Source organism: Devosia indica (genome assembly GCF_003056405.1).
Lineage (GTDB): Bacteria > Pseudomonadota > Alphaproteobacteria > Rhizobiales > Devosiaceae > Devosia > Devosia indica.
In genome coordinates, this window is record NZ_PYVZ01000018.1 from 54,972 (window position 1) to 79,553 (window position 24,582).

Below are 24,582 nucleotides of genomic sequence, written 5' to 3' on the forward strand. Positions count from 1 at the left end.
TTCCGCCTTATTTGTCCAACATTTGCCGGCTCGCGAACAACAATTGCCTTGCCATCAGAACAGGAAATAGCGCTGCGCCATGGGCAATACCGTCGCCGGCTCACAGGTGAGCAATTCACCGTCGGCACGGACCTCATAGGTTTCAGGGTGCACGTCGATTTCCGGGGTCGCCGTATTGAGCTTCATGGCCGCCTTGCCAATGCCGCCACGGGTATTGGAGACAGGCAGCAACTGCTTGTCGACGCCGAGGCGATTGCGCAGGCCTGCGTCATGCGCGGCCTGGGAGATGAACACGACCGATGAGCGGCTGACCAGTTTGCCATAGGCGCCGAACATGGGCCGGTAGTGCATGGGCTGTGGCGTCGGGATCGAGGCGTTGGGATCGCCCATGGGCGCAGCCGCAATGGAGCCGCCAAGCAGCACCATTTCGGGCTTCACGCCAAAAAAGGCCGGGTTCCAGAGCACCAGATCAGCGCGCTTTCCCACTTCCACCGAGCCGATGTGCTGGCTCATGCCATGCGCGATAGCCGGGTTGATGGTGTATTTGGCGACGTAGCGACGGACGCGGAAATTGTCATTGTCGCCGGTTTCCTGCGGCAGGCGCCCGCGCTGGCGCTTCATCTTGTCGGCGGTCTGCCAGGTGCGGATCAGCACTTCGCCGACACGGCCCATGGCCTGGCTGTCCGACGCAATGATCGAAAGCGCGCCCATATCGTGCAGGATATCCTCGGCGGCGATGGTCTCCTTGCGAATACGCGATTCAGCGAAGGCAACGTCCTCTGGGATCGACTGATCGAGGTGGTGGCACACCATGAGCATGTCGAGATGCTCTGCAATGGTGTTGACCGTGTAGGGGCGGGTCGGATTGGTCGAGGAGGGAATGACATTGGGCAGGCCCGCGACCTTCAGGATATCCGGGGCGTGGCCACCACCTGCGCCTTCCGTGTGGAAGGCGTGGATGGTGCGGTTCTTGAAGGCGCCGACGGTGTCTTCGACGAAGCCGCTTTCATTGAGGGTATCGGTGTGGATCATCACCTGCACGTCATAGGCGTCGGCGACCGAGAGGCAGTTGTCGATGGCCGCCGGGGTCGTGCCCCAGTCTTCATGCAGCTTGAGGCAGGAGGCGCCCGAAAGGATCATTTCCTCGAGCGGCGCCGCGACTGCTGCATTGCCCTTGCCGGCCAGGGCCAGGTTCATCGGGAAGGCGTCGAAGCTTTCGATCATGCGCTCGATATGCCAGGCGCCGGTGCAGGTGGTGGCCAGCGTGCCATGGGCGGGACCGGAGCCGCCGCCAAGCATGGTGGTGACCCCGCTCATCAGCGCTTCCTCGATCTGCTGGGGGCAGATGAAGTGGATGTGCGCGTCCATGCCGCCGGCGGTGATGATCTTGCCTTCGCCGGCAATGGCCTCGGTCGAGGGCCCGATGATGATGTCGATATTGGGCTGGGTGTCGGGATTGCCCGCCTTGCCGATGCCGGCGATAAGCCCATTCTTGAGGCCGATATCGGCCTTGTAGATGCCGGTGTGGTCGACAATCAGCGCATTGGTGATGACCGTGTCGACGGCCCCTTCGGCCCGGGTGCGCTGGGACTGGCCCATGCCGTCGCGAATGACCTTGCCGCCACCGAATTTGACCTCCTCACCATAGGTGGTGAAATCCTTCTCCACCTCGATGAAGAGTTCGGTATCGGCGAGGCGGACGCGGTCACCCGTGGTGGGGCCGTACATATCGGCGTAAGTGGCGCGAGAAATCCGTGCTGGCATGTCGTGTCCCGTTCGAATGGCCCGGAACAAAGGCTTCCCGGGCGTGACTTTGGCCTATGGTGTCCGGACTGGCAAGGGCCCGGAACACACCGTTCAAGCCAGTCGCGCCCCTGCCCAATCAGTGCTTGGGACGGACCTGGCGGTATCGCGTGGCGGCCTGGTCGATCAGCTGGTCCACCAGCTTTTCACCGGCCGCAATGTCGGCGTCGTTGCGCTGGGTAAAGGCAATCAGCGAAACGCTCAGAAGCTGGATGGCGTAGGCCAGTTTGGTGCGGCCATCCTTGTAATATTCATTGCCGCGCTTCTGGAAAGTCGCGAGCAGTTCGTCATAGATGGCCGGGGTCATGCTCTGCTTGACCGCGACCCAGCTCTTCTGCTTGAGCGCATCGGACAGTTCGACCGCCAGTCCTCCGATATGCGCCATGGCTTCCGGGTCATTGATGCCGTTCTGCCGCAGATCCGCCACGACGGAAATGAAGCGTTGCTTGAACTGGGCTTCCTTGCTGGGTTCGGTGGTCATGGCACGATCCTCTTTTTCGAGACGTGCCCTTTAACCAGCTTTCACCTGGCTGCGCCATGCCCCGCCGGGACAATATCGCGCCCGGCCACAGGGTTCAGAGATCTCCCATGATCTGTTGCCGGAAACCGAAAATGCGCCGGTCGCCCGAGATCGGCACCAGCCGGACCTCGCGCGCCTGGCCGGGCTCGAAACGCACCGCCGTGCCCGCCGCGATATCGAGGCGCATACCGCGCGCCTGAGCGCGGTCAAAGCGCAGACCCGCATTGGCTTCGAAGAAATGATAGTGCGAACCGACCTGGATCGGGCGGTCGCCGGTATTGGCGACTTCCAGCACGATCTGTTCTGCGCCGGCATTGAGCTCGATATCGCCATTGGCGGGAATGATTTCTCCGGGGATCATGCGCGTCTCCTCAGCCGCCGATTGCCAGGTACAGACCGCCCAGCGCCGTTGCTGCGCCGGCGATGCGGGTCAGGACCTTGCCGCTGAACTGCGCCAGCATCAGGCCAGCGCCGATGCCCGTCGCATGCAGTGCGGCGGTGGCAATAACAAAGCCAATGGCGAATTCCCAGGCGCCGGCCCCACCCAGTTCACCGCCATGGGCATGGCCATGGAAGAAAGCGAAGAACCCGACCATGGCGGCGACTGCGGAGGTGGGAACCGGCAGGGCCAGTGCAATCGCAATGCCGATAAAGATCACCGACGCCAGGATAACCGGTTCGACAAAGGGCAATGGCATGCCGGCGATGGCGGCGGCAAAACCCAGCGCCATGGTGCCGACAAAGGCGGCCGGAACCAGCCAGAGCGCGCGGCCACCCTGCGTGGCTGCCCAAAGGCCGACGGCGACCATGGCCAGGATATGGTCAAGGCCGAACAGGGGGTGGCTGAAGCCGGCGGCAAACGAACCATGTTCAGCCGGGTCTAGATGGGCAAAGGCCGGCAAGGTTGCGGCGATGGAAATTGCCAGGGTCAGCAGGCTGCGCTTGAGCATGGGTGGCCTCGTTATCGGATCGGCTGGTGGACGGTGACGAGCTTGGTGCCGTCGGGGAAAGTGGCTTCGACCTGCACGTCGTGGATCATTTCGGCAACGCCTTCCATGACCTGGTCGCGGGTGATGACATGAGCGCCGGCCTCCATGAGTTCGGAGACGGCGCGGCCGTCCCGCGCGCCTTCAACAACGAAGTCGGTGATCAGCGCGATGGCTTCGGGATGGTTGAGCTTGACGCCGCGTTCGAGGCGCCGGCGCGCGACCATGGCGGCCATCGAGATGAGCAGTTTGTCTTTTTCGCGAGGCGTGAGATTCATCTTCCGGTCCTAGAGATGCCAGAGGCGGGGCAGGCTGCCCGCGGCGGTGAGTTCGAGCAAGACTGGTACGATCATGCGGCGCAGGGCAAGCCCGGATTGGGCCATGGCACGTATGACCAGACGCGATTGATTGACGCTGATGCCGATCGCCCTGTCCGCCGGAAGCATGGCGCGGACCCGGTTGCCGATGGCGCTGGCGCGGTCCGGCGTCGCGGCAATGTGCAGGACGCTGCCGAAGGCCCGGTTTCCATTCAATAGCGAAAGACTTTGCCGCTCCTCAGCGGTTGCGTGCAATTGGGTGGCCTCGGCGTGGATCAGTTGGCCATTGCGACGGATACGCCAATTGTCGCGCAGCAGGGCGTCGGCGGCATCCTCGCCCATGGCATCCCGGCCCAGCAGCACCGCCTCGATCGCGGTCAGAGTGGCGCCTTCGTCCAGATCCACCTCCAGCCGGCGGTCCAGCTTGCTGGCAGCGAACAGTATGGTCTCCTGGGGCAGCCAGTCGAGATGGCCACCGGCACCGACTTTCAGCCTGGTCTCAACGCGACCGAAATCGCCGGTGGAGCGATAGCTGCGCTCGCAGGCCTGGGTGGTCAGGACCATGTGGCCGCCCGGTGCCAGCTCGGCGCCCCAGTGCAGATGGTCGCCACCGGTAATGCCGCCCGCCGTATTGATCAGCACCGCCTCCAGGCTGCTCGAATGGGTATTGGGCAGGCGGATCTTGCCACACCCTTCCTGGAACAAAGTGTCCAGGCGCGTGCGTTCGCCGACCTGCTTGGCCGCGATGCGTCCGATGCCGCGCGCCCGTTGCAGCGCCGGGCCGTTCACATTTTTCGCTTCGGCAAATTTCACTGCAACGATCCTGGCAAACCGCCGTTATGGGGTTGAGCAAACGCTCTTTCAGAGATGATTTTCAAAAGGTTATACCAAATGACCATTAAGTCTGCACTTTCCGTTATCGCCCTTTCCGCCGGCCTGATTGCAACCCCGGCTTTTGCCCAGGGCATGATGATCGGCACCCAGACCGTCGCCGAAACCGATGTCGAGGCCGTTGCGGCCCGCTGCGCCGACCTGCAGCTCGCGGCCGAGACCGAGTCGCTGTCTTCGGGCTCTGAAGAAGACTCCGATAGCAGCGAAGACGATTCGGTGGCCGGTGATGCCGCGATCGGCGACGTCCCCGCCACAGACTCCGAAACGGCCACTTCTGTCGACCTGGGTATCATTACCCTTGCTGAATGTGAGGCCGACGGCTGGTTCGACATGTAATTGGATCACTTCCGTTTTCGAGGCGCCCGGTTTTGGCCGGGCGCTTTTTTTTGTCTCTAGACCATCAAGTGCTTGCGCACTTCGGGCAGGTCGAGGTCGCTGGCGGGGCCGGTATGCATGATCTCGCCGCGATCCATGACATAGATGTCGTCGGCAATTTCCCGGCAGAAATCGAGAAACTGTTCTACCAGCAGGATCGTCATGCCCTTCTCATCGCGCAGGAATTGCAGCGCGCGGCCGATATCCTTGATGATCGAGGGCTGAATGCCCTCGGTGGGCTCGTCCAGCACCAGCACCTTGGGCCGGGTAACCAGCGCGCGGCCGATGGCCAATTGCTGCTGTTGCCCGCCCGAAAGGTCGCCGCCCCGCCGGCCAAGCATGGATTTGAGCACCGGGAACAGCTCGAAGATGTATTCGGGGACGTTGCGCTCGGACCGGGCCAGGCCGGCATAGCCGGTTTCCAGGTTTTCCTTGACCGTGAGCAGCGGAAAGATCTCGCGGCCCTGCGGCACATAGCCGATGCCCATGCGGGCGCGTTTATAGGGCGGGGAGCGCTTGAGCACATCATCGCCAAAGGTGATATCGCCGGCGGAGATGTGGTTGATGCCGGTGATTGCCCTGAGGGTCGAGGATTTGCCCACCCCATTGCGGCCCAGCACAGCGGTGATCTTGCCCGGCTGGCAGGTGATGGATATGCCCTTGAGCGCCTGGGCAGCGCCATAGTGCAAATCGATGGTGTTGACGGACAGGGCAGTGGTCATCGTCCCAGATACCTCTCAATGACAACCGGATTGGCGCTGACCTGGTCGAGCGAGCCTTCGGCGAGGACCGACCCCTCGGCCAGGCAGACGACGCGCGAGCCGAGGTCACGGACAAAGCTCATATCGTGTTCCACCACGACCACCGAACGGGTCTTTGAAATCTCGCGTAGCAGCTTGGCGGTTTCTTCGGTTTCGCTGTCGGTCATCCCGGCCACCGGCTCGTCCACAAGCAGCAGCTTGGGGTCCTGTGCCAGCAGCATGCCGATTTCGAGCCATTGCTTCTGGCCGTGGCTGAGATTGGCGGCGAACTCGTCCTTGCGGGCGATGAGCCGAACCGTTTCGAGGATTTCGGTGATCCGCGCCACATCGTCGTCACTGGCGGTGTAGAACAGCGTCGAAAAGATGCCACGCGGCTTTTTCAGCGCCATCTCCAGATTGTCCCAGACCGTATGGCTCTCGAACACGGCCGGTTTCTGGAACTTGCGGCCAATGCCCAGATTGGCGATGGCGGCTTCGTCCAGCCTGGTCAGGTCAGTGCGGCCGTCGAACAGCACTTGACCAGCATCGGGCCGGGTCTTGCCGGTGATGATATCCATCATCGTGGTCTTGCCCGCGCCATTGGGGCCGATAATCGCCAGCATCTCGGCCGGCTTGACGATAATGGCGAGGTTGTTGATGGCCTTGAAGCCGTCAAAGGCCACCGAGACGCCGTCGAGATAGAGCATGGTGTCGGTATGCGCGCTCATGGCCTTCACTCCGCCGGTTTGGGTTGGGCTTCGTGGCCGAAGCTGGCGGGGTCTTCGCCGCGCTCGATATCCGCCGACTGGGCAGGCGTGGGGGGCTCGGGCCTCTCCTCGGGCTCGGTTCTGCGGCGCATCCTGTCCCGCGCCTGGTGCCACAGGCCCACAATGCCCTTGGGCAGGAACAGGGTGGTAAAGACGAACAGCGCGCCCAGGGCAAACAGCCACAGCTCGGGCAGGGTGGTGGTGAACCAGGACTTGCCCAGATTGACCACGATGGCGCCGATGATCGGGCCGATCAGCGTGCCGCGTCCACCCACCGCCGTCCAGATCACCACTTCGATGGAATTGGCCGGGTCGAACTCGGACGGGTTGATGATGCCCACCTGCGGCACATAAAGCGCCCCGGCAATGCCGGCCATGATCGCCGAGACGGTGAAGGCAAAGAGCTTTACATACTCCACCCGATAGCCAAGGAAGCGCGTGCGGCTTTCCGCATCGCGGACCGCGACCATCACCTTGCCGAGTTTGGAATTGACGATCATCGAACAGACCAGCACCGAGAGTGCCAGGGCAATGGCGGTGGCGGCGAACAGTGTGGCGCGGGTGCTTTGCGCCTGTACGGACACACCCAGGATGTCCTTGAAGTCTGTCAGCCCGTTATTGCCGCCAAAGCCCATGTCGTTGCGGAAAAAAGCCAGCAGCAGGGCAAAGGTCATCGCCTGGGTGATGATGGAGAGATAGACGCCCGTAACCCGGCTGCGGAAGGCAAAGAAGCCGAATACGAAGGCCAGGAGGCCCGGCACGAACACGACCATCAGCATGGCGAACCAGAAATTGTCCATGCCCAGCCAGAACCAGGGCAGTTCGGAATAGTTCAGGAACACCATGAAGTCGGGCAGCACTGGATGTCCATAGACCCCGCGGGTGCCGATCTGGCGCATGAGATACATGCCCATCGCATAGCCGCCCAGGGCGAAAAAGGCGCCATGCCCCAGCGAAAGAATGCCGCAATAACCCCAGACAAGGTCGAGAGCGAGGGCGAGGATGGCATAGGCCAGGTACTTGCCCATCAGCGAGACGAGATAGGTGGGCACATGACCGAACTGCCCCGGTGGGATCAGCAGATTGGCCATGGGCACGAGTACGGCGACAGCCAGGAAGATGGCAATGACCCAGATGGCCTTCTTGTCGAGCGCGCGGAACAGGGCTTGGGTCAGCATGGGATGTCTCCGTGCGTAGAAAGAAACCCCTCACCCGCCTTTCGGGCACCCTCTTCCACAAGGGGAGAGGGGGGCATCGAGATTGAGACGAGTGCCGAGTTTCCCTTCTCCCTTTGTGGGAGAAGGTGGCGCGGAGCGCCGGATGAGGGGGGCTTAAAGGACAGGGCGCTCACTGTTCCACCGCCCTTCCCTTGAGCGCGAACAGCCCTCTTGGACGCCGCTGGATGAAGAGGATGATCAGCACCAGGATCAGGATCTTGCCCAGCACCGCGCCGGCATAAGGTTCGAGGAACTTGTTGGCGACACCAAGGGTGATCGCCCCGACCAGCGTGCCCCAGAGATTGCCGACACCGCCAAAGACCACGACCATGAAGCTATCGATGATGTAGTTCTGCCCCAGATTGGGGGAGATGTTGTCGATCTGGGTCAGGGCCACGCCGGCCAGGCCGGCAATGCCCGAGCCGAGGCCGAAGGTCATGGCGTCGACAAAGGGTGTGCGGATGCCCATGGCCGAGGCCATGCGGCGGTTCTGCGTCACCGCCCGCATCTGCAGTCCGAGCGGCGTGCGGTTGAGGATCAAGAGCAGCATGAAGAACACGATCAGCGCAAAGATGACGATCCAGAACCGGCCATAGGTAATCGAGAGACCGAAGAATTCGGTCGAGCCGGACATCCAGGTCGGGGCGATGACCATCTGGTTGGTGGGGCCGAAGATCGAGCGCACGGTCTGCTGCAGGATCAGCGACAGGCCCCAGGTAGCGAGCAGGGTTTCGAGCGGGCGGCCATAGAGCCACCGGATGATGCCGCGCTCGATGCCCACCCCGATTGCGCCGGTGACCAGGAAGGCGCAGGGCAGCGCGATGAGCAGGGAATAATCGAGCAGGCCGGGGAAGTTCTGGCGGATGACCAACTGGACGATGAAGGTGGTGTAGGCCCCCAGCATGACCATTTCGCCATGCGCCATGTTGATGACACCCATCACCCCAAAGGTGATGGCGAGGCCAATGGCCGCGAGCAGCAGGACCGAACCGAGCGAGAGGCCGAACCAGACATTCTGCAGAGCACTCCAGATGGCGCGCTCCTGCTCGAGGCCGGCAATGGCCGACTGAATGGTGGACGCCAGCTCTTCAGGCGCGTCAATGAGCGCCGCATTGAGGACAGTCAGGGCATTGCGGCCGCCGCCCGAGGCGACCAGCGGCACGGCGGCTTGGCGATCCGCGACGCTTTGCTCCTCATCGCCCAGGATGGTGACGGCACGGGCAGCCTGCATGGCGGCAAGCACATTGGCGTCGGTCTCAGCGGCAATGGCTTCGTCGAGCAGCGGGATATTGGCCGGATCGGGGTTGGCCATAAATCCTTGTGCGGCAGTCAGGCGGCGGGCCGGGTTGTCGCTCATCAGCGTCATGCCGGCGAGGGCGGCCGCAATGTCGCGCCTGAGGCCGTTATTGACGCGGATCTTTGAGAGGTCAGCATCGGCACCCAGTTCGACGGGCTCACCTGAGAGCGGGTCGAGATAGGCCGAGCCGCGTTCAATCAGGACGGCGCCGGAGGTTTCCTCAAGATAGAGATTGCCATCGCCCAGGGCGGTCAGAACCGGAACGACCGTGTCGCTCCCGGTCGCGGCAAGGTCGGCAACGATCTGTTCGAGTTCGCGCAGATTGGCCTCACCCATGGCCTGGATCGCGGCGGAGATGTCAGTTGCCGCGTCCTGCGCGCGGATGGCGTTGGACGGCAACAACAGGAACGGCAGGGCCAGAAGCACCAGGCGGAGAGCGCGGAGGATCAGCATCGCAGGGCAAGTCCTTGTCGTTCTTCAGGAAATTGTGGGGGTTAACCCCCACCCGGTCTCCCCCTGTCAGGGGGAGGGGAAGAATGCGTGAGAGGCAAAATCTTGCCTAAGCCACCAGCCCGTTCCTCCCCCTTTTCAGGGGGAGGTTAGGTGGGGGTAGCGTCCTACATCGCCGAGCCGCAGCTCTCGGTCTCGGTGTTGTAGTTGCCGCAGTTGATGGGCGCGGTCCAATCGGCCTCGAGCATGGCGCTCTCGGGCAGGAAGTCGGACCAGGCGTCGCCCGGGACGAGGTCTTCGGTTTCCCAGACCACGAAGAACTGGCCGTCATCCTGGATTTCACCGATCAGCACCGGTTTGGTGATGTGGTGGTTGGGGAGCATGGTGGCCATGCCGCCGGTCAGGTTCGGGGTTTCGAGGCCGACAATGGCGTCGATGACGGCGTCCGCATCGGTGGTGCCGGCCGCTTCCACGGCCTTGACCCAGAGGTTGAAGCCGATCATGTGAGCTTCCATCGGGTCGTTGGTGACGCGGTCTTCCGAACCGATAAACGCCTGCCAGTCAGCAATGAACTGCTCGTTTTCCGGGGTATCCACGCTCATGAAGTAGTTCCAGGCGGCCAGGTGGCCCACCAGCGGGGTGGTGTCGAAGCCGGAGAGTTCTTCTTCGCCCACCGAGAAGGCCACCACGGGGATGTCCTCGGCAGCGACGCCCTGGTTGCCCAGTTCGCGGTAGAACGGCACGTTGGCGTCACCATTGATGGTGGAGACCACGGCGGTCTTCTTGCCTTCCGAGCCGAAGGCGACGATGTCGGAAACGATCGTCTGCCAATCGGAATGACCGAACGGCGTGTAGTTGATCATGATGTCTTCGGCCGCCACACCCTTGTCGAGCAGGTACTGCTCGAGGATCTTGTTTGTGGTCTGGGGATAGACATAGTCGGTACCGGCAAGCACCCAGCGTTCGACACCTTCTTCATTCATCAGGTAGTCGACAGCAGGAATGGCCTGCTGATTGGGGGAGGCACCGGTGTAGAACACGTTGCGCTGGGATTCTTCGCCCTCGTACTGGACGGGGTAGAAGAGCAGCGAGTTGAGTTCTTCAAAGACCGGCAGAACCGACTTGCGGCAGACCGAGGTCCAGCAACCGAACACTGCGTCGACTTCATCGACTTCGATGAGCTGGCGGGCCAGCTCGGCGGCCAGCGGCCAGTCCGAGGCAATGTCGACCACGACGGGTTCGAGCATCTTGCCCATCACGCCGCCCTTGGCATTCTGCTGTTCGATCAGGAACAGCATGGTGTCCTTGAGCGTGGTTTCCGAAATCGCCATGGTGCCCGAAAGCGAGTGCAGAATGCCGACCTTGATGGTGTCGTCCTGCGCCATGACCGGCACTGCAGACAGCGAGACGCTGCCGGCAAGTGCGGCGGCGAGCAGAGCGCTTTTCGCGCTGAAGTTTTTCATGTGTTGTCCCTCTAGACCTGTTGAGTCCCTCAAGACACCGGGAGGCGTCCTGGGAGCACACTGGGACATCTCTTAACGATCGCCCTATACGTCGATTGACGTAACTGCCTGCCGCGTTGATTCCGGCTATTGGCGGAAGGCCCTGAAAAACCGCGTGATTTCTCCCGATTTCATGCTATTGAAGGGGTGGCGATTTTTTGGGCAGCGCGGCGAATTGGTTAAGGCTTAGGCTTGCATGGCACGGCAGCGGATCATTCCGGTCAGGCGCGAATATAATCGCTGGGTGGCCAACCAGACGCTGGAAGACTATGCGCTGCGCTTCACTGCCAAGTCGGCTCGGCGCTTCTCCAATGACCGGATTTCCCAAACCGCCATCGGCGCCATTTCCTTTTTGGCATTGGAGGCGATCGGCGGGGCGATAACGCTCTCCTACGGTACCACCAATGCGCTGATTGCGATTCTGGTCGCCTCCATCGCTATCCTGCTGGTTGGCGTGCCGATCTCGCGCTACGCGACCCGGCATGGCGTCGATGTCGACCTACTCACGCGCGGGGCCAGCTTTGGCTATATCGGCTCGACGATCACCTCGCTGATCTATGCCAGCTTCACCTTTATCCTCTTCGCCATAGAGGCCTCGATCATGTCGAGCGCGCTGGAGCTGGCCTTCGGCATTCCGCTCTGGATCGGCCATATCATTTCGGCGCTGGTGGTGATCCCGCTGGTGACGCATGGCATCCGCATGATCTCGTCCTTCCAGATGCTGACCCAGCCGATCTGGATCATTCTCAACATTCTGCCCTTCTTCTTCATCGCCTTCATGGATTGGGAGAAGTTTGATCTCTGGCGCGCCTTTGCCGGGCTGGGGGAGCCGGACGGCGCCGCGGGCAGTCTCGCGCCATTCGAGATCGCCAAGTTCGGCGCGGCCTCGGCGGTCATCCTGGCCCTGATGACCCAGATCGGAGAGCAGGTCGACTTCCTGCGCTTCCTGCCGGCCGAGGGGGCGCCGAAATGGCGGCACAAGATCGGCATCTTCCTGGCAGGCGCCGGCTGGGTGGTGGTCGGTGCGCCAAAGCTGATTGCCGGCTCGTTCCTGGCTTTCCTGGCGCTCTCGGTGGGCGTTTCGCCCGAACATGCCTCCGAGCCGGGCCATATGTATGCCGTCGCCTTTGGCTACATGATCCCCAATGAGTTCGTGGCGCTGATGCTGATGGCGGTGTTCGTCGTCGTCAGCCAGCTCAAGATCAATGTGATGAACGCCTATGCCGGCTCGCTCGCCTGGTCGAACTTCTTCTCGCGCCTGACCCACAGCCATCCGGGGCGTGTGGTCTGGCTGCTGTTCAATGTCGCCATTGCGCTCCTCTTGATGGAGCTAGGCATCTATCGGCTGCTCGAAGAGACACTGGGCATCTTCTCGATTATTGCCATGGCCTGGCTCTGCTCGATCTCGGCGGATCTGTTCATCAACAAGCCCCTGGGCCTGGCGCCGCCGGGCATCGAGTTCAAGCGCGCCCATCTTTATGACATCAATCCGGTCGGCGTCGGCTCGATGTTGCTGTCCGTGGTCATCGCCCTGACCGCCCATTTCGGGGCCTTTGGCGAGATGGCGTCGGCGCTCTCGCCCTATATCGCCTTGATCGTCTGCTTCGTCGCCTCACCGGCCATCGCCTGGGCCACCAAGGGCAAATATTACCTCGCCCGCAAGCCGCGCAAGCAGTGGCAGTCCAGGCAAACCCTTACATGCTCGATTTGCGAGCATCCCTTCGAGCCTGAGGACATGGCCTGGTGCCCGGCCTATGCAGCGCCGATCTGTTCGCTTTGCTGCTCGCTCGATGCGCGCTGCCACGACATGTGCAAGCCGCATGCGCATTTCCGCGCGCAGACCCATGCCGTGGCGGCCAGCATCCTGCCGCAATGGGCCATCGACAAGTTGCAGACCCGGCTGGGGCGCTATGGCATTTCCATGGCCATAGCCACGGCAATCCTGGGCGGCATTCTGGGGCTGATCTACTACTTTGCCATTGGCTCGGCGCCCAATACGGCCGATGTCGTGGGGGGCACGCTGCTGGTGGTGTTCTTCGTCTTTGCCGTGGCTGCGGGCGTGATGACCTGGTTCCTGGTGCTGGCGCATGATAGTCGCCTGGTGGCCGAGGAGGAAAGCTCACGCCAGAACACGCTGCTTCTAAAGGAAATCGACGCGCACTCGAAAACCGACGCCGAATTGCAGCGCGCCAAGGAGAAGGCCGAGGCTGCCAATCAGGCCAAGAGCCGCTATGTGGTGGGCCTCAGCCATGAATTGCGCACGCCGCTCAATGCGGTGATGGGCTATGCGCAAATTCTCGAACGCGATGGGCAATTGCCGGAAAACCGGCGCGGTTCGGCGCAGGTCATTCGACGCAGCGCCGAGCATCTGTCGGGACTGATCGACGGCTTGCTCGATATTTCCAAGATCGAGGCGGGGCGGCTGCAGGTCTATACCAGCGAGGTCAACATTCAGGACTTCCTGGATCAGATCGTCGACATGTTCCGACTGCAGGCCGAGGCCAAGGGGCTCGAATTCCGTCATGAGCGCGCCCGCGCGCTGCCTGATTACGTGCGGACGGATGAGAAGCGGCTAAGGCAGATTCTGGTCAACCTCTTGTCCAACGCCATCAAGTTCACGAGTGCCGGTCATGTCAGCTTCAGCGTCGGCTACCGCATGCAGGTGGCCACGTTCACGGTCGAGGATAGCGGCAGCGGCATTGCAGCGGCCGATCTCGATCATGTCTTCGAGCCCTTTGTCCGCGGCGAGGCGGAACGCAATCGCTTTACGCCGGGGCTGGGGCTGGGCCTCACCATCACCAAGCTGCTGACCGAAACGCTGGGTGGCGAGATCACCGTGTCCAGCGTCGTGGGAGAGGGCACGCGTTTTCAGGCCCGGCTGATGCTCTCCAAGGTTGAGCGGCCGGCCAAGCGCATGGCCCCCGTGCAGCAGATCATTGGCTATCAGGGCAGGCGGCGCACCATCATGGTCGTTGATGACAATGCCGACCACCGCCAGTTGATGCTCGAGATGCTCGCCCCGCTCGGCTTTACAGTTCTTACGGCGGTCGATGGTCAATCCTGTCTTGCGGCGATCGAGACGGCGCGGCCCGATCTTTTCTTTGTCGACATCCGCATGCCGGGCATGAGCGGCTGGGAGCTGGTGCAGACCATGCGCGCGCGTGGCGTTACGGCGCCCATGATCATGCTCTCGGCCAATATCGGGGATGGCGCCAATCCCACCAGTGCCGACGCCGGGCATAGTGATACGCTGGCCAAGCCGTTCGATCTCAACCAATTGGTTGACAGGCTGGGCACGCATCTCGGACTGGAATGGGTCCATGAGGTGCCTGACAAGCCCGCACCACGCGATAGACAAATGCGCTCTCCGGGCGCAGAGCACTTGCGCGACCTGGCCGCACTCAGTCAAATCGGCCATGTCAGGGGCATTGACGACAAGCTGGCCGAGTTGGCGGCCGATCCGGCCAATCTGCCACTTGTCGAGGCGCTAAGGCAGCATATGCAGAATTTTGATTTCGATGGTTTCGCCGAAACGCTGGAGCGGGTGGGCCATGAGCCGGATTGAGCAGGAGCAGGACATCGTTCTTCTGGTCGACGACTCGCCGGAGTCGCTTGGTTTTCTGACAACCGCTCTCGAGCAAGCGGGTGTCACGGTGCTTGTCGCCCGCAGCGGCGAGGCAGCGCTCAAGATCGTTGAGCGGGTCACGCCGGATGTGGTGCTGATGGATGCGGTGATGCCGGGGCTGGATGGTTTTGAGACCTGCCAGCAGATGAAGGCCATGCCGCCACTGGTCCATGTCCCGATCATCTTCATGACCGGGCTGACCGAAACCGAGCATGTGGTGCACGCGCTCGAAAGCGGCGGGGTAGATTATCTCTCCAAGCCGATCAATGTGGACGAGTTGCGGGCGCGCATTCGGGTGCACCTGGCCAATGCCCGCCGGGCGCAGAGTGCCCGCATCGCCCTGGATGCTGCCGGCCGGCACTTGGTGGCCTTTGGATCAGATGGCGCGGTGCTGTGGTCAACGCCTCAGGCCAATCGGTTGCTGGAGCGGTCCGGAATTGAGCAGGGCACCCAGCGCATCATGTCGCGCTGCTTTGTCGACTGGCGTTTGGCGGAAGGCGAGCGGCCTACGCCGGGGGGCGGGTTCGATCTCAACACAGGCGAAAGCACCGGTCTGCATTTTGCCTTTCTGGGCGTGGTGGGCGGAGATGAATATCTGTTCCGCATCGCGCGCGCCCAGGAGGAGGGTCAGGAAGAGATCCTGCGCCAGCAATTCGGCCTGACGCAGCGCGAAAGCGAAGTGCTGCTCTGGATCGGGCGCGGCAAGTCCAACAAGGATATTGGCGATATTCTGGGCCTCAGCCCCCGCACGGTGAACAAGCATCTTGAGCAGGTCTATGCCAAGCTGGGCGTCGAAAATCGTGCCTCGGCCGCCATCAAGGCGATCCAGTCGCTACAGGCGCCATTCGAGCTCTAGCCGCTGCGCGTCGTTCTTCGATCACAAAAGCGATGTGAGCCTGTTTGGCGGGAACCGCCTGCGCGTCCGGTCGTTGAGCAAGCGAACCGGACGCAGATCAATCCGGACCAATCTATGGTGGACCGCCAACAGAGCCTCCACCATCCGATCGGCGGTCGGTCGCAAAGGTTGACGCTCCTTTGTTGGCCGCCCCGGAGGGGCGCGAGACTTCGGTTTCGCGCCCTGTTTTTTTGCACCGGTGCAATCGGATTGGTGCGGATTTCCGGACAAAAAGCGGACGAATTTCGAGAGTATTTGTTTACCAGATTCCTGCCCATTTGTGGGTGTGGCGGGGGATAAGCCGCGCGGTCCTTGTCAGGACATCGCGGTGGGTTACATGGTCGAATTATTGCTCGTCCTGCCGGAGAACCGCGCCTTGCCCCTACAGCCCGATGCAACTGACCGTAAATTATTGCGTGAACTGCAGCGCGATTCCCATCGCAGTGTACAGGTTCTTGGAGAGACGGTTGGCTTGTCGCCCTCGGCCTGCCACCGGCGTATCAAGGCGCTGGAAGATGCAGGTTTCGTGCAAGGCTATCGCGCCGAGCTCGATGCCGGCCTTCTGGGATTTGCCATGCAATTCTTCATCGAGGTGGGGCTGACCAGCCAGAGCGAAGCGGCGCTCGATGCCTTCGAGGCCGCCGTGCAGGACATTCCCGAAGTGCTCGAATGCCATCTGATGGCCGGCCAGTCCGACTATATCCTGCGGGTGATCTGCCGCGACCACGAGGACTTCGAACATCTGCACCGCCGGTTGAGCGCGCGGCTGCCCGGGGTGGCGCGCATTCATTCCAATATGAGTATTCGGCGGGTCAAGGCGCGCTCGGGGCTACCCATCTGAGGCTGGCTGAGAAAGAGGCAGCAGGTTGCTGAGAAATTGGGCAGCAATGCTGTCTGATGCCAAAATAGTCAGAAAATACTTGCGCGCGGGCGGTGGCTGCGCTTGATTTCTCCCCATAACAAAACTGGGGACGTCAAAATCATGCTTTCTCGCCGCCACTTTACCGCAGCACTGGCTCTGGCAACGGGCCTGTCCGTTTCCGGCCTGGCCCTGCCTGCCCTGGCGCAGACCGACATCAAGCTCACACTTGACTGGCGCTTCGAGGGTCCCGCCGCTGGCTTTCTCCTGGCCCAGGACAATGGCTATTTCGCTGATGAAGGGCTCAACGTCACCATCGATATCGGCAATGGCTCGGTCGAGGCCATTCCACGCGTCGCGACAGGCGCCTATCAGCTTGGCTTTGGCGACATCAACTCGCTGATCAAGTTCCTGGACGAAGACCCGTCCCAGCCGGTCAAGGCCGTGATGATGGTCTATGACAAGCCGGTGTTCTCGGTTGTCGGCCGCAGGTCGCTCGGCATCACTGAAGACCCGGCATCGCTTGAAGGCAAGAAGCTGGGCGCGCCGCCGCCGGATGGCGCCTTTGCCCAATGGCCCGCCTTCAAGGAAGTGGCCGGGATCGACGATAGCGCCATAACCCTTGAATCGATTGGCTTCCCGGTGCGCGAGCCGATGCTGGCCTCCGGCGATGTGGACGGCGTGTTTGGCTTCGCCTTCTCGGTGATCCTCAACCTCAAGGCCAATGGCGTGCCGGAAGATGATATCGTGCCGCTGCTCTTTGCAGATCACGGCCTCAATCTTTATGGCAATGCCATCATGGTCAACGAGGCCTTCGCGGACGAAAATCCAGAAGCGGTCAAGGGGTTCCTCCGTGCACTGGCCAAGGGCTTTGCCGATGCCGTAGCTGATCCGGCCGCCGGTGCTGCGGCGGTCCTGATGCGCAATGAGACGCTCAATATCGACACTGAAACCGAGCGCCTGGTCATGGCCAATGAGATGAATATCAAGACCCCTTATGTGGTCGAGAACGGCTTTGGCGGCATCGACGAGGCGCGCCTGGCTGCGTCGATCGAAACGCTCAAGATCTCCATGGGACTGCAGGGCAATGTGACTGCCGCCGACATCTTCGATGCGCAGTATCTGCCCCCGGCAGAGGAACGCATGCTGCCTTGATGGCGGCCTGCATTCCCGGGCGATAAGGGACGCCCGGGTCATCCGCCCCGAGCCATTCTTCCGAGGGAACGGGAATGGTCTCGGGGCGGTCCTGTTCTGCCTTGACTGGACCTGTTCTGCCTTGACTGGAGACGCCTATGGCCTCGCCACTGGTTTCAATTGAAAATGTCGACATGCGCTATGGCGGGCCCGATGGCACGCTGGCGGTGAGTGGGCTCAATCTCAAAATACAACGCGGCGAGTTCGTCGCCGTTGTCGGCCCCTCGGGCTGCGGCAAGTCCACCCTGATGAAGCTGACGACGGGGCTGCATATTCCGCAAGCTGGGTCGGTCATCGTGGCCAATAGCCAGGTGACCAAGCCGGTCTCGATCGTGGGCATGGCGTTCCAGAACCCCACCATGCTGCCCTGGCGCACGACGCTGGAAAACATCCTGTTGCCGCTCGAGATCGTCGAGCGACATCGCCACCGCCTGCGTGCGCACAAGGCGGAATATGTCGCCAAGGCAGAAAAACTGCTCGAAACCGTCGGGCTCAAGGGCTTTGGCGAAAAATTCCCCTGGCAATTGTCCGGCGGCATGCAGCAGCGGGCAAATCTTTGCCGCGCGCTGATCCATGAACCCGAACTCCTGATGCTCGACGAGCCTTTCGGCGCGCTCGACGCTTTCACCCGCGAAGAATTGTGGTGCGTCATCCGCGATCTGCATGCGACCCAGGATGTCACCATTGCGCTGGTGACCCATGATCTGCGCGAAAGCGTGTTTCTGGCCGACAAGGTCGTGGTGATGAGCGCGCGTCCGGGCCGCATCATCTCCGAGCATGTCGTGCCTTTCGAGCGGCCGCGCCAGCTCGAATTGCTCTATGAGCCGGCCTTCAACGACATGGTGCAGAAGCTGCACGGGGAAATTGCCACCGCGAGGGCCGCAGCATGAGCTCAACAGAAACCACAACGCCTGTCGCGGCGGCGCCAAAGCCGGCCCTCAAGATAGACTGGGTGCGGTTGTCCCCCGTCATTTACACCATTGGCCTCTTCGTCATCTGGGAGCTGGGCGCGCGCATTTCCGGCCTGCCGCACACCATCCTGCCCACCCCCACGCGGGTGTTCGAAGCCATTTTCCAATATTGGTCGCCGATCTGGAAGAATTCGGTGCAGACGCTGTACACCACCGTGCTCGGCTTCCTCATTGCCATTGTGGCCGGGCTCGGCATTGGCCTGTTCATCGGCTGGTCCAAGACCATCTATGCCGGGCTCTACCCGATCATGGTGGGGTTCAATGCCATTCCCAAGGTGGCGCTGGTACCGATCCTGGTGATCTGGTTCGGCATCGGCACGGTGCCGGCGGTGCTGACCGCGTTCCTGATTTCCTTCTTCCCCATCGTGGTCAATGTCGCCACGGGCCTCGCCACCATCGAGCCGGAAACCGAAGACGTGTTGCGGGCGCTGGGCGCCAAGAAGCTCGACATCATGCTCAAGGTCGGCATACCGCGCTCCATGCCCTATTTCTTCGGCTCGCTGAAAGTGGCGATCACCCTGGCCTTTGTCGGCTCGGTGGTGAGCGAAACAGTCGCGTCCAATTCGGGGCTGGGTCAGATGATGGCGTCGGCGCAGTCCAACTTCAACGTGCCGCTGGTCTTTGCGGGCCTGTTGATGCTGGCCGTTGAAGGCATCGCCATGTATGCGCTGATGGCCTGGATCGAAAAACGCATGACCGGCTGGGCCCACCGCTCGACAATGTCGAACTGATCGCGCAAGCATTTCCCTTGCCCCAATGCCCGCCGCTGGCGAACAATGGGGCGAGGAGAAATGATTTGACCGATACCAGCCATATCGTGGGCGGCGGCCCCAAGAAGGTGCTTTATACCCTTTCGACCATCAACCGGATCGGGGTGGGCAAGGCCACCAAGGCGCTGACCGCCAGGAACACCTGCAAGGCCTGTGCCTATGGCATGGGCGGTCAGCAGGGTGGCATGACCAATGAGCTGGGCGAATTTCCGTCGGTCTGCAACAAGTCGGTGCAGGCCCAGTCCACCGATATCCAGCCGCCCATTCCCGCGCTGGTTTTCGAGCATACGATTGACGATCTGGCCGAGTTGACCGGCAAGGAAATGGAATCTCTGGGTCGACTGGGCACGCCGTTGTTCCGGCGCGCCGGCGCCAGTCGCTTCGAACCACTGGATTGGGATGCGGCGCTCGACCATGCCGCCCATCGGCTGGCCGAGACCGATCCGCAGCGCAGCTTCTTTTATTCCTCGGGCCGCTCCTCCAACGAGGCGGGTTTCCTGTTCCAGCTTCTCGCCCGGGCCTATGGCACCAACAATGTCAACAATTGCTCCTATTACTGCCACCAAGCCACCAGCGAGGGGCTCAAGACAACGATCGGCACCGGCACGGCGACCATCGAGCTCGAAGACCTGACCGGCGCCGACCTGATCTTCGTCATCGGCGCCAATCCCTCGTCCAATCATCCGCGTTTCATCCACATGCTCAAGAACTGCCGCGAGCGGGGCGGGCAGGTCATCGTCATTAATCCGGCCAAGGAGCCGGGGCTGGTGAAATTCGCTGTGCCGAAATCGCCAATGTCCATGCTCAAGGGCGGCAGCGAGATCGCGTCGGACTATCTGCAGCCGCGCATCGGCAGCGACATTGCGCTGTTCAAGGGCCTCTGCAAGGCCGTCCTCGAACAGGGGACGGAAGACCGCGGATTCATATCGGCGCACGCCGAGGATTTCGCGGGCTTCAAGGCGGATCTGGATGCGCTGAGCTGGGATGCAATTACCGCCGCCTGTGGCCTCGACCGGTCCGAAATCGAACGCGTGGCCGCCGCCTATGGCCGCGCCAACAATGCCGTGTTTGCCTGGGGCATGGGCATGACCCACCATGTCCATGGCGTCGCCAATGTCGAGGCCATCGCCAATCTGGCGCTGCTGCGCGGCATGATCGGGCGCCGCTTTGCCGGACTGTTGCCCCTGCGCGGCCATTCCAATGTGCAGGGCATCGGCACCATTGGCGTCAAGCCGGTGCTGGCGCGCGATGTGCTCGATCGCATGCAGGAGGCCTTTGGTGTCAACTTCCCAGAGGAAAAGGGGCTCGACACCATGGCCTGCATGCAAAAGGCCGCTGCCGGCGAGATCGACGCCGCTGTCATCATGGGTGGCAATCTCTGGGCCGCGACGCCGGATACGGCATTTTCCAGCCGCGCCATGGCCAATATCGGCTTCAAGCTGTTTCTCACCACCACGCTCAATCAGGGCCATGTGCATGGCGTGGGCGAGGGGGAGATGATGATCCTGCCGGTCACGGCGCGCGACGAGGAATGGGAGCCGACCACGCAGGAATCCATGTTCAACTTCGTGCGCCTGTCCGATGGCGGCATTCGGCGCATCGAAACCGTGCGCCCGGAAAGCTGGATCCTGGGTCAGTTGGGCAAGCGCATGCTGCCGCATTCGCCCATAGATTTTTCTGCCTTCTCCGCTCATGCAAAACTGCGCGATGCCATCGCTGCCATTGTGCCTGGCATGGAGGAATTGGCCGATATCGATGTGGCCAAGCGCGAGTTCCACATTCGCAATCGGGTGCTGCATGCGCCGACATTCGGCACGGCAGATGGCAAGGCGCATTTCGTGGTGACCCCTGTACCCGAGCAAAGGCCTGGCCGCCTGATGCTGGCCAGCATGCGCAGCGAGGGGCAGTTCAATTCGATCATCTACGAGGAAACCGACAGCTATCGTGGCCAGGCCGGGCGGCAATCGATTTTTCTCAGTGCAGAGGATATGGCCGCGCGCGGACTGGTCGAGGGGCAGGCCGTGATGGTCCGGTCGGACGCCGGAGAAATGCGCGGCATTGCCACCCGCTTCGATCTGCCGCCGGGCTCTGTGCTGGCCTATTATCCGGAAGCCAACGTCCTGGTGGGGCAGGCGGTCGATCCGCGCAGCAAGACCCCCGCCTTCAAGTCCGTGCCCGTGGAGGTATCGGCAGGGTGAGCGCGCAGTTCGAGCATTTTCCCGAGGAGACGAGACAGTTTCTCGTCGGCATCGCGGACCACAATGAAAAGGCCTGGTTTGAGGAAAACCGGGCGCTCTACGACACGAGCTACGTGGAAGCGGGCAAGGCGTTCGTTCAGGCAATGGCGCCAAGGCTCAAAGCGATATCGCCCGAGGTTCATGCCGAGCCGCGCATCAATGGCTCGATCATGCGGGTCAATCGCGATGTGCGGTTCTCCAAGGACAAGCGGGCCTACAAGACCCATCTCGATTTCTGGTTCTGGCATGGCGAGAAGAAGGGCTGGGCCAATCCCGGCTTTTATCTGCGCATTACGCCCGACCAGGTGCTGCTGGGTACCGGCATGCACCACTTCGACAAGGACACGCTCGACAGCTTCCGCCATGCCGTGGTGCTGCCTCGCTCGGGCAAAGCGCTGCAGGCCGCCATCACGGCGGTGCGGGCCGCAGGCGCGTATGAGATTGGCGAGAAAACCCGCAAGAGGCCGCCGCGCGGTTTCGAGGCCGATCCGGACCGGGCCGAATATCTGCTGTTTGAAGGGCTGACCGCGACCATCACCTTGCCCGGCGCGGTAGCCTTTGCGCCCGGCTTTGCCGATCTCTGCGCGCAGCATTTCGCTGCCACCTGGCCGATCGGGCAGTGGCTCAAGACCGAACTTTAGCGTCGCTCGCCATTGCAGCGCAGCCAGCAATAGCCATAGGCGGACAGCGCGATTTCGCCATCGCCCTTGATCGGTCCGGTCGGTGAATCGGTCAGCATCGGCATGAGTTCTTCGATACCTTCATCGGCCAGATGAAATGATTTGGGCGTGCCGGCAAAATTATGGGCGGTGATCACTCGATTGCCGCGCCAGTGGCTGGAGAGCACGAGCAATTCATCGTCCCCCACATCAACAATATCGACACCACCCCAGCCGATTTCCGGCGACGAGCGGCGTGCCGACACCATATCGGCAATGGCATGGAAGAACGAATTGCGGTGCTGGGTCTGCATCGCGGCGTTGATGTGATGATAGCCGAACTTGCCGCTGTCGATCGCCGGCCGGACAAGCTCGTCTTTCGGCGCCTCCGAGAACCCACCATTGTGCCCTGGCGACCATTGCATCGGCGTACGGACGGCTTCGCGTTCGGGCAGGGCCAGGTCTTCCCCCATGCCGATCTCGTCACCATACCAGATGACAGGTGTGCCGGGCAGGGCCAGCAATAGCGAGAACGCCATTTTCAGGCGCGTCTCGTCCCCATCGAACATGCTGGCGAGCCGGCGCCGCAGGCCGCGGTCATAGATCTGCATGTCCGGTTCGGGCCCGAAGGCGGCGAAACACTGCTCGCGCTCTTGTTCGGTAAGGTTCCCCAGGTTCAGCTCGTCATGGTTGCGCAGAAAGACGGCCCATTGGCCCATGCCTTGCGGGTCGGGCCGCGCGGCCAACGAACGGCGCAGGGGAGCGGCGGTCTTGCGGGCCAGGGAGAGGAACAATTGCTGGTTGCCGACAAAGTCGAAAACCATTGTCATGCGGTCTCCGGCGGCAAAATAGTCGGGTGCTTCTTCGTAGCTGATATTGGCCTCGGCCAGCAGAATGGCTTCGGCCTTGCGCCAGGACAGGAAGTCGTGGATCTCGGTCAGCATGGCATGGGGGTCGACGACCGGCTTGTCCGTCAGCACGCCGCGCGGCTCAATCAGAAACGGCACGGCATCAACCCGAAAGCCTGACACGCCCAGCGCCAGCCAGAACCCCATGATCTTGAGGATTTCCTGCCGCACGGCGGGATTGGCCGTATTGAGGTCCGGCTGGAACTTGTAGAAGCGGTGCATGTACCAGGCCTTGGCGGTCCGGTCATACGTCCAGGTGGCCTTCTGCACACCGGGAAAGACAATGCCGTCGGTGATATTGTCCGGTTTTTCGTCGCGCCAGACATACCAGTCGCGGTAGGGCGAGTTCGGGTCGGTCCGGGCAGCCTGAAACCAGGGATGCTGGTCGGAGGTATGGTTGACGACAAGGTCGACAATCACCCGCATGCCGCGATCTTTGGCCGCTTCGATGAACTCGACGAAATCCCCCAGCGTCCCAAGCGCGGGGTCGATGCCGTAATAGTCGGAGATGTCGTAGCCATTGTCGCGTCGTGGTGACGGGTAGAATGGATTGAGCCAGATACAGGTGACGCCCAGCCGCTCGAGGTGATCGAGCCTGTCGGCCAGCCCGACGAAATCGCCGGTGCCGTCGCCATTGGCATCCATGAAGCTTTTGACATCGACGCAATAGACGATTGCGTTCTTGTACCAGAGATTGGCCATGCATAGGTCCTGACGCTTTCAGGACAAACCGACGCGCGGGTGGATTTGTTCCACCTGGCCTTGCTGTCAGCGCGCCAGCCCCTGCGCGATCAGCCAGTCGGCCCCGGCGCGCAACTGGCTGTTATCGGCCAGTTCGAGCACCAGATGCGGCGACTGTGGCAGGGTGGCAAGGGCCGCAAAAACCGCGTGCCAATTGACCGTGCCCATGCCTGGCCGCCAATGGCGGTCGGCATAGCCGTCTGCGTCCTGCACATGGACATGGGCCAGACGGTCACCGGCCGCCGTCACGAAATAGTCAACCGGGGGCGCGCCGGTGGTGCCATGGGCATAGTGCGCATGGCCGGTATCGATAGAGACAGCAACCGCGTCCGTTTCGAAGCTATTGGCCAGATGCAGCCGGTCCATCGGGTCCTTGTCCTCGATATTCTCGATGACCAAGGTAATGCCATGGTCTTCCGCCTGCCTGACAGCATCGCCCATGGTCAGGTGGCAATATTCGGTCATCCGCGTGCGGGCCCCGAAATCCTTGTCGAGATTGTTGTAGCTCCAGGTGGTGTAGGGGCTGTGGACGACCATTTGCGTGGCACCCAGGGCCACGGCGATGTCGAGACCCTGGCGCAGGCGCTGTTTTACCGCCGCGCGAATGGCGGGGTCAGGTGTGGCAATGGAAAAGCCCATGAAGGGGCCGTGGATACCCAGGCGGCCCGTATGCCCGTCAAGCAGAGTGCGGGCGCGATCGACCTGCATCTGCCAGTCGCCGTCCAGCCGCTCGGGAAAAATGAAGTCCTGGATTTCCACGTCGCGCTGCCCCTCGATCAGCCAGGGCGCAAGCGTTTCCAGATCGTCGACAAAAAGGGCGGCGCCAATTGTGGGCAACGGTCGGGTCATGGCAAGGCT

22 protein-coding genes are annotated in these 24,582 nt (G+C 62.0%); 9 read left to right on the forward strand and 13 right to left on the reverse strand.

What is annotated here, in order from left to right; translation table 11 throughout:
- Positions 1–54: 54 nt before the first annotated feature.
- The 6 genes from ureC to DDE76_RS16085 all read right to left on the reverse strand — a co-directional run bounded on the left by ureC (position 55) and on the right by DDE76_RS16085 (position 4,439).
- Positions 55–1,764: an urease subunit alpha gene (gene ureC, locus DDE76_RS16060; protein ID WP_104893795.1), complete on the reverse strand. Its 1,710-nt coding sequence runs from the start codon at positions 1,762–1,764 to the stop codon at positions 55–57.
- Positions 1,765–1,882: 118 nt separating this feature from the next.
- Complete coding sequence (locus tag DDE76_RS16065) at positions 1,883–2,284, reverse strand: hypothetical protein (protein ID WP_104893796.1); 402 nt, start codon at positions 2,282–2,284, stop codon at positions 1,883–1,885.
- A 94-nt stretch (positions 2,285–2,378) separates the two neighbouring features.
- Complete coding sequence (locus tag DDE76_RS16070; protein ID WP_104893797.1) at positions 2,379–2,684, reverse strand: urease subunit beta; 306 nt, start codon at positions 2,682–2,684, stop codon at positions 2,379–2,381.
- A 10-nt stretch (positions 2,685–2,694) separates the two neighbouring features.
- A complete protein-coding gene (locus DDE76_RS16075; protein ID WP_104893798.1) occupies positions 2,695–3,273 on the reverse strand; it encodes a HupE/UreJ family protein in 579 nt (192 codons plus the stop codon).
- Between the two features lie 11 nt (positions 3,274–3,284).
- Positions 3,285–3,587 (reverse strand): urease subunit gamma, encoded by a 303-nt coding sequence (locus tag DDE76_RS16080; protein WP_104893799.1) that lies wholly within the window; start codon positions 3,585–3,587, stop codon positions 3,285–3,287.
- 9 nt (positions 3,588–3,596) lie between these two features.
- On the reverse strand, positions 3,597–4,439 hold the full coding sequence (locus DDE76_RS16085; RefSeq protein ID WP_245892008.1) for an urease accessory protein UreD: 843 nt from the start codon (positions 4,437–4,439) through the stop codon (positions 3,597–3,599).
- Between the two features lie 78 nt (positions 4,440–4,517).
- Here DDE76_RS16085 and DDE76_RS16090 point away from each other — a divergent pair, with 78 nt between their 5' ends.
- Positions 4,518–4,853, forward strand: coding sequence for a hypothetical protein (locus DDE76_RS16090; protein ID WP_104893800.1), 336 nt, complete (start codon positions 4,518–4,520; stop codon positions 4,851–4,853).
- 56 nt (positions 4,854–4,909) lie between these two features.
- On the opposite strand, the gene urtE is transcribed toward DDE76_RS16090, so the two are convergent.
- From urtE to urtA, 5 genes are all read right to left on the reverse strand, one after another.
- A complete protein-coding gene (gene urtE / locus DDE76_RS16095) occupies positions 4,910–5,614 on the reverse strand; it encodes an urea ABC transporter ATP-binding subunit UrtE (protein ID WP_104893801.1) in 705 nt (234 codons plus the stop codon).
- Positions 5,611–6,360: an urea ABC transporter ATP-binding protein UrtD gene (gene urtD / locus DDE76_RS16100; RefSeq protein ID WP_104894974.1), complete on the reverse strand. Its 750-nt coding sequence runs from the start codon at positions 6,358–6,360 to the stop codon at positions 5,611–5,613. Before urtD ends, urtE begins: the two co-directional genes overlap by 4 nt.
- Before the next feature lie 5 nt (positions 6,361–6,365).
- Entirely contained in the window at positions 6,366–7,577 is a 1,212-nt protein-coding gene (urtC, locus tag DDE76_RS16105; RefSeq protein WP_104893802.1) for an urea ABC transporter permease subunit UrtC, read from the reverse strand.
- Positions 7,578–7,746: 169 nt separating this feature from the next.
- Positions 7,747–9,366, reverse strand: a complete 1,620-nt coding sequence (gene urtB / locus DDE76_RS16110; protein WP_104893803.1) for an urea ABC transporter permease subunit UrtB — start codon at positions 9,364–9,366, stop codon at positions 7,747–7,749.
- 164 nt (positions 9,367–9,530) lie between these two features.
- Entirely contained in the window at positions 9,531–10,826 is a 1,296-nt protein-coding gene (gene urtA / locus DDE76_RS16115; RefSeq protein WP_104893804.1) for an urea ABC transporter substrate-binding protein, read from the reverse strand.
- 235 nt (positions 10,827–11,061) lie between these two features.
- Between urtA and DDE76_RS16120 the strand changes: the two genes are divergently transcribed.
- From DDE76_RS16120 to DDE76_RS16155, 8 genes are all read left to right on the forward strand, one after another.
- Complete coding sequence (locus tag DDE76_RS16120; protein ID WP_104893805.1) at positions 11,062–14,430, forward strand: hybrid sensor histidine kinase/response regulator; 3,369 nt, start codon at positions 11,062–11,064, stop codon at positions 14,428–14,430.
- Complete coding sequence (locus DDE76_RS16125; RefSeq protein ID WP_104893806.1) at positions 14,417–15,346, forward strand: response regulator transcription factor; 930 nt, start codon at positions 14,417–14,419, stop codon at positions 15,344–15,346. The genes DDE76_RS16120 and DDE76_RS16125 overlap by 14 nt, the downstream gene beginning before the upstream one ends.
- 376 nt (positions 15,347–15,722) lie before the next feature.
- On the forward strand, positions 15,723–16,226 hold the full coding sequence (locus DDE76_RS16130) for an Lrp/AsnC family transcriptional regulator (protein WP_104893807.1): 504 nt from the start codon (positions 15,723–15,725) through the stop codon (positions 16,224–16,226).
- 141 nt (positions 16,227–16,367) lie between these two features.
- A complete protein-coding gene (locus tag DDE76_RS16135; RefSeq protein ID WP_104893808.1) occupies positions 16,368–17,399 on the forward strand; it encodes an ABC transporter substrate-binding protein in 1,032 nt (343 codons plus the stop codon).
- 137 nt (positions 17,400–17,536) lie between these two features.
- Entirely contained in the window at positions 17,537–18,328 is a 792-nt protein-coding gene (locus tag DDE76_RS16140) for an ABC transporter ATP-binding protein (RefSeq protein ID WP_245892010.1), read from the forward strand.
- Complete coding sequence (locus DDE76_RS16145; RefSeq protein ID WP_104893809.1) at positions 18,325–19,140, forward strand: ABC transporter permease; 816 nt, start codon at positions 18,325–18,327, stop codon at positions 19,138–19,140. The genes DDE76_RS16140 and DDE76_RS16145 overlap by 4 nt, the downstream gene beginning before the upstream one ends.
- A 65-nt stretch (positions 19,141–19,205) precedes the next feature.
- On the forward strand, positions 19,206–21,377 hold the full coding sequence (locus DDE76_RS16150) for an FdhF/YdeP family oxidoreductase (RefSeq protein WP_198650935.1): 2,172 nt from the start codon (positions 19,206–19,208) through the stop codon (positions 21,375–21,377).
- Positions 21,374–22,057, forward strand: coding sequence for a DUF2461 domain-containing protein (locus tag DDE76_RS16155; protein ID WP_157955858.1), 684 nt, complete (start codon positions 21,374–21,376; stop codon positions 22,055–22,057). Before DDE76_RS16150 ends, DDE76_RS16155 begins: the two co-directional genes overlap by 4 nt.
- Here the strand turns inward: DDE76_RS16155 and DDE76_RS16160 are convergent.
- Positions 22,054–23,685: an alpha-amylase family protein gene (locus tag DDE76_RS16160; protein WP_104893810.1), complete on the reverse strand. Its 1,632-nt coding sequence runs from the start codon at positions 23,683–23,685 to the stop codon at positions 22,054–22,056. The genes DDE76_RS16155 and DDE76_RS16160 overlap by 4 nt on opposite strands.
- Before the next feature lie 66 nt (positions 23,686–23,751).
- A complete protein-coding gene (locus DDE76_RS16165; protein ID WP_104893811.1) occupies positions 23,752–24,573 on the reverse strand; it encodes a sugar phosphate isomerase/epimerase family protein in 822 nt (273 codons plus the stop codon).
- Positions 24,574–24,582 lie beyond the last annotated feature (9 nt).

Bases quoted from the DNA above. Each gene is read 5' to 3' on its own strand.
- ureC (WP_104893795.1), bottom strand. From the start codon at position 1,764: ATGCCAGCACGGATTTCTCGCGCCACTTACGCCGATATGTACGGCCCC.
- DDE76_RS16065 (WP_104893796.1), bottom strand. From the start codon at position 2,284: ATGACCACCGAACCCAGCAAGGAAGCCCAGTTCAAGCAACGCTTCATT.
- DDE76_RS16070 (WP_104893797.1), bottom strand. From the start codon at position 2,684: ATGATCCCCGGAGAAATCATTCCCGCCAATGGCGATATCGAGCTCAAT.
- DDE76_RS16075 (WP_104893798.1), bottom strand. From the start codon at position 3,273: ATGCTCAAGCGCAGCCTGCTGACCCTGGCAATTTCCATCGCCGCAACC.
- DDE76_RS16080 (WP_104893799.1), bottom strand. From the start codon at position 3,587: ATGAATCTCACGCCTCGCGAAAAAGACAAACTGCTCATCTCGATGGCC.
- DDE76_RS16090 (WP_104893800.1), top strand. From the start codon at position 4,518: ATGACCATTAAGTCTGCACTTTCCGTTATCGCCCTTTCCGCCGGCCTG.
- urtE (WP_104893801.1), bottom strand. From the start codon at position 5,614: ATGACCACTGCCCTGTCCGTCAACACCATCGATTTGCACTATGGCGCT.
- urtD (WP_104894974.1), bottom strand. From the start codon at position 6,360: ATGAGCGCGCATACCGACACCATGCTCTATCTCGACGGCGTCTCGGTG.
- urtC (WP_104893802.1), bottom strand. From the start codon at position 7,577: ATGCTGACCCAAGCCCTGTTCCGCGCGCTCGACAAGAAGGCCATCTGG.
- urtB (WP_104893803.1), bottom strand. From the start codon at position 9,366: ATGCTGATCCTCCGCGCTCTCCGCCTGGTGCTTCTGGCCCTGCCGTTC.
- urtA (WP_104893804.1), bottom strand. From the start codon at position 10,826: ATGAAAAACTTCAGCGCGAAAAGCGCTCTGCTCGCCGCCGCACTTGCC.
- DDE76_RS16120 (WP_104893805.1), top strand. From the start codon at position 11,062: ATGGCACGGCAGCGGATCATTCCGGTCAGGCGCGAATATAATCGCTGG.
- DDE76_RS16125 (WP_104893806.1), top strand. From the start codon at position 14,417: ATGAGCCGGATTGAGCAGGAGCAGGACATCGTTCTTCTGGTCGACGAC.
- DDE76_RS16130 (WP_104893807.1), top strand. From the start codon at position 15,723: ATGGTCGAATTATTGCTCGTCCTGCCGGAGAACCGCGCCTTGCCCCTA.
- DDE76_RS16135 (WP_104893808.1), top strand. From the start codon at position 16,368: ATGCTTTCTCGCCGCCACTTTACCGCAGCACTGGCTCTGGCAACGGGC.
- DDE76_RS16140 (WP_245892010.1), top strand. From the start codon at position 17,537: ATGGCCTCGCCACTGGTTTCAATTGAAAATGTCGACATGCGCTATGGC.
- DDE76_RS16145 (WP_104893809.1), top strand. From the start codon at position 18,325: ATGAGCTCAACAGAAACCACAACGCCTGTCGCGGCGGCGCCAAAGCCG.
- DDE76_RS16160 (WP_104893810.1), bottom strand. From the start codon at position 23,685: ATGGCCAATCTCTGGTACAAGAACGCAATCGTCTATTGCGTCGATGTC.
- DDE76_RS16165 (WP_104893811.1), bottom strand. From the start codon at position 24,573: ATGACCCGACCGTTGCCCACAATTGGCGCCGCCCTTTTTGTCGACGAT.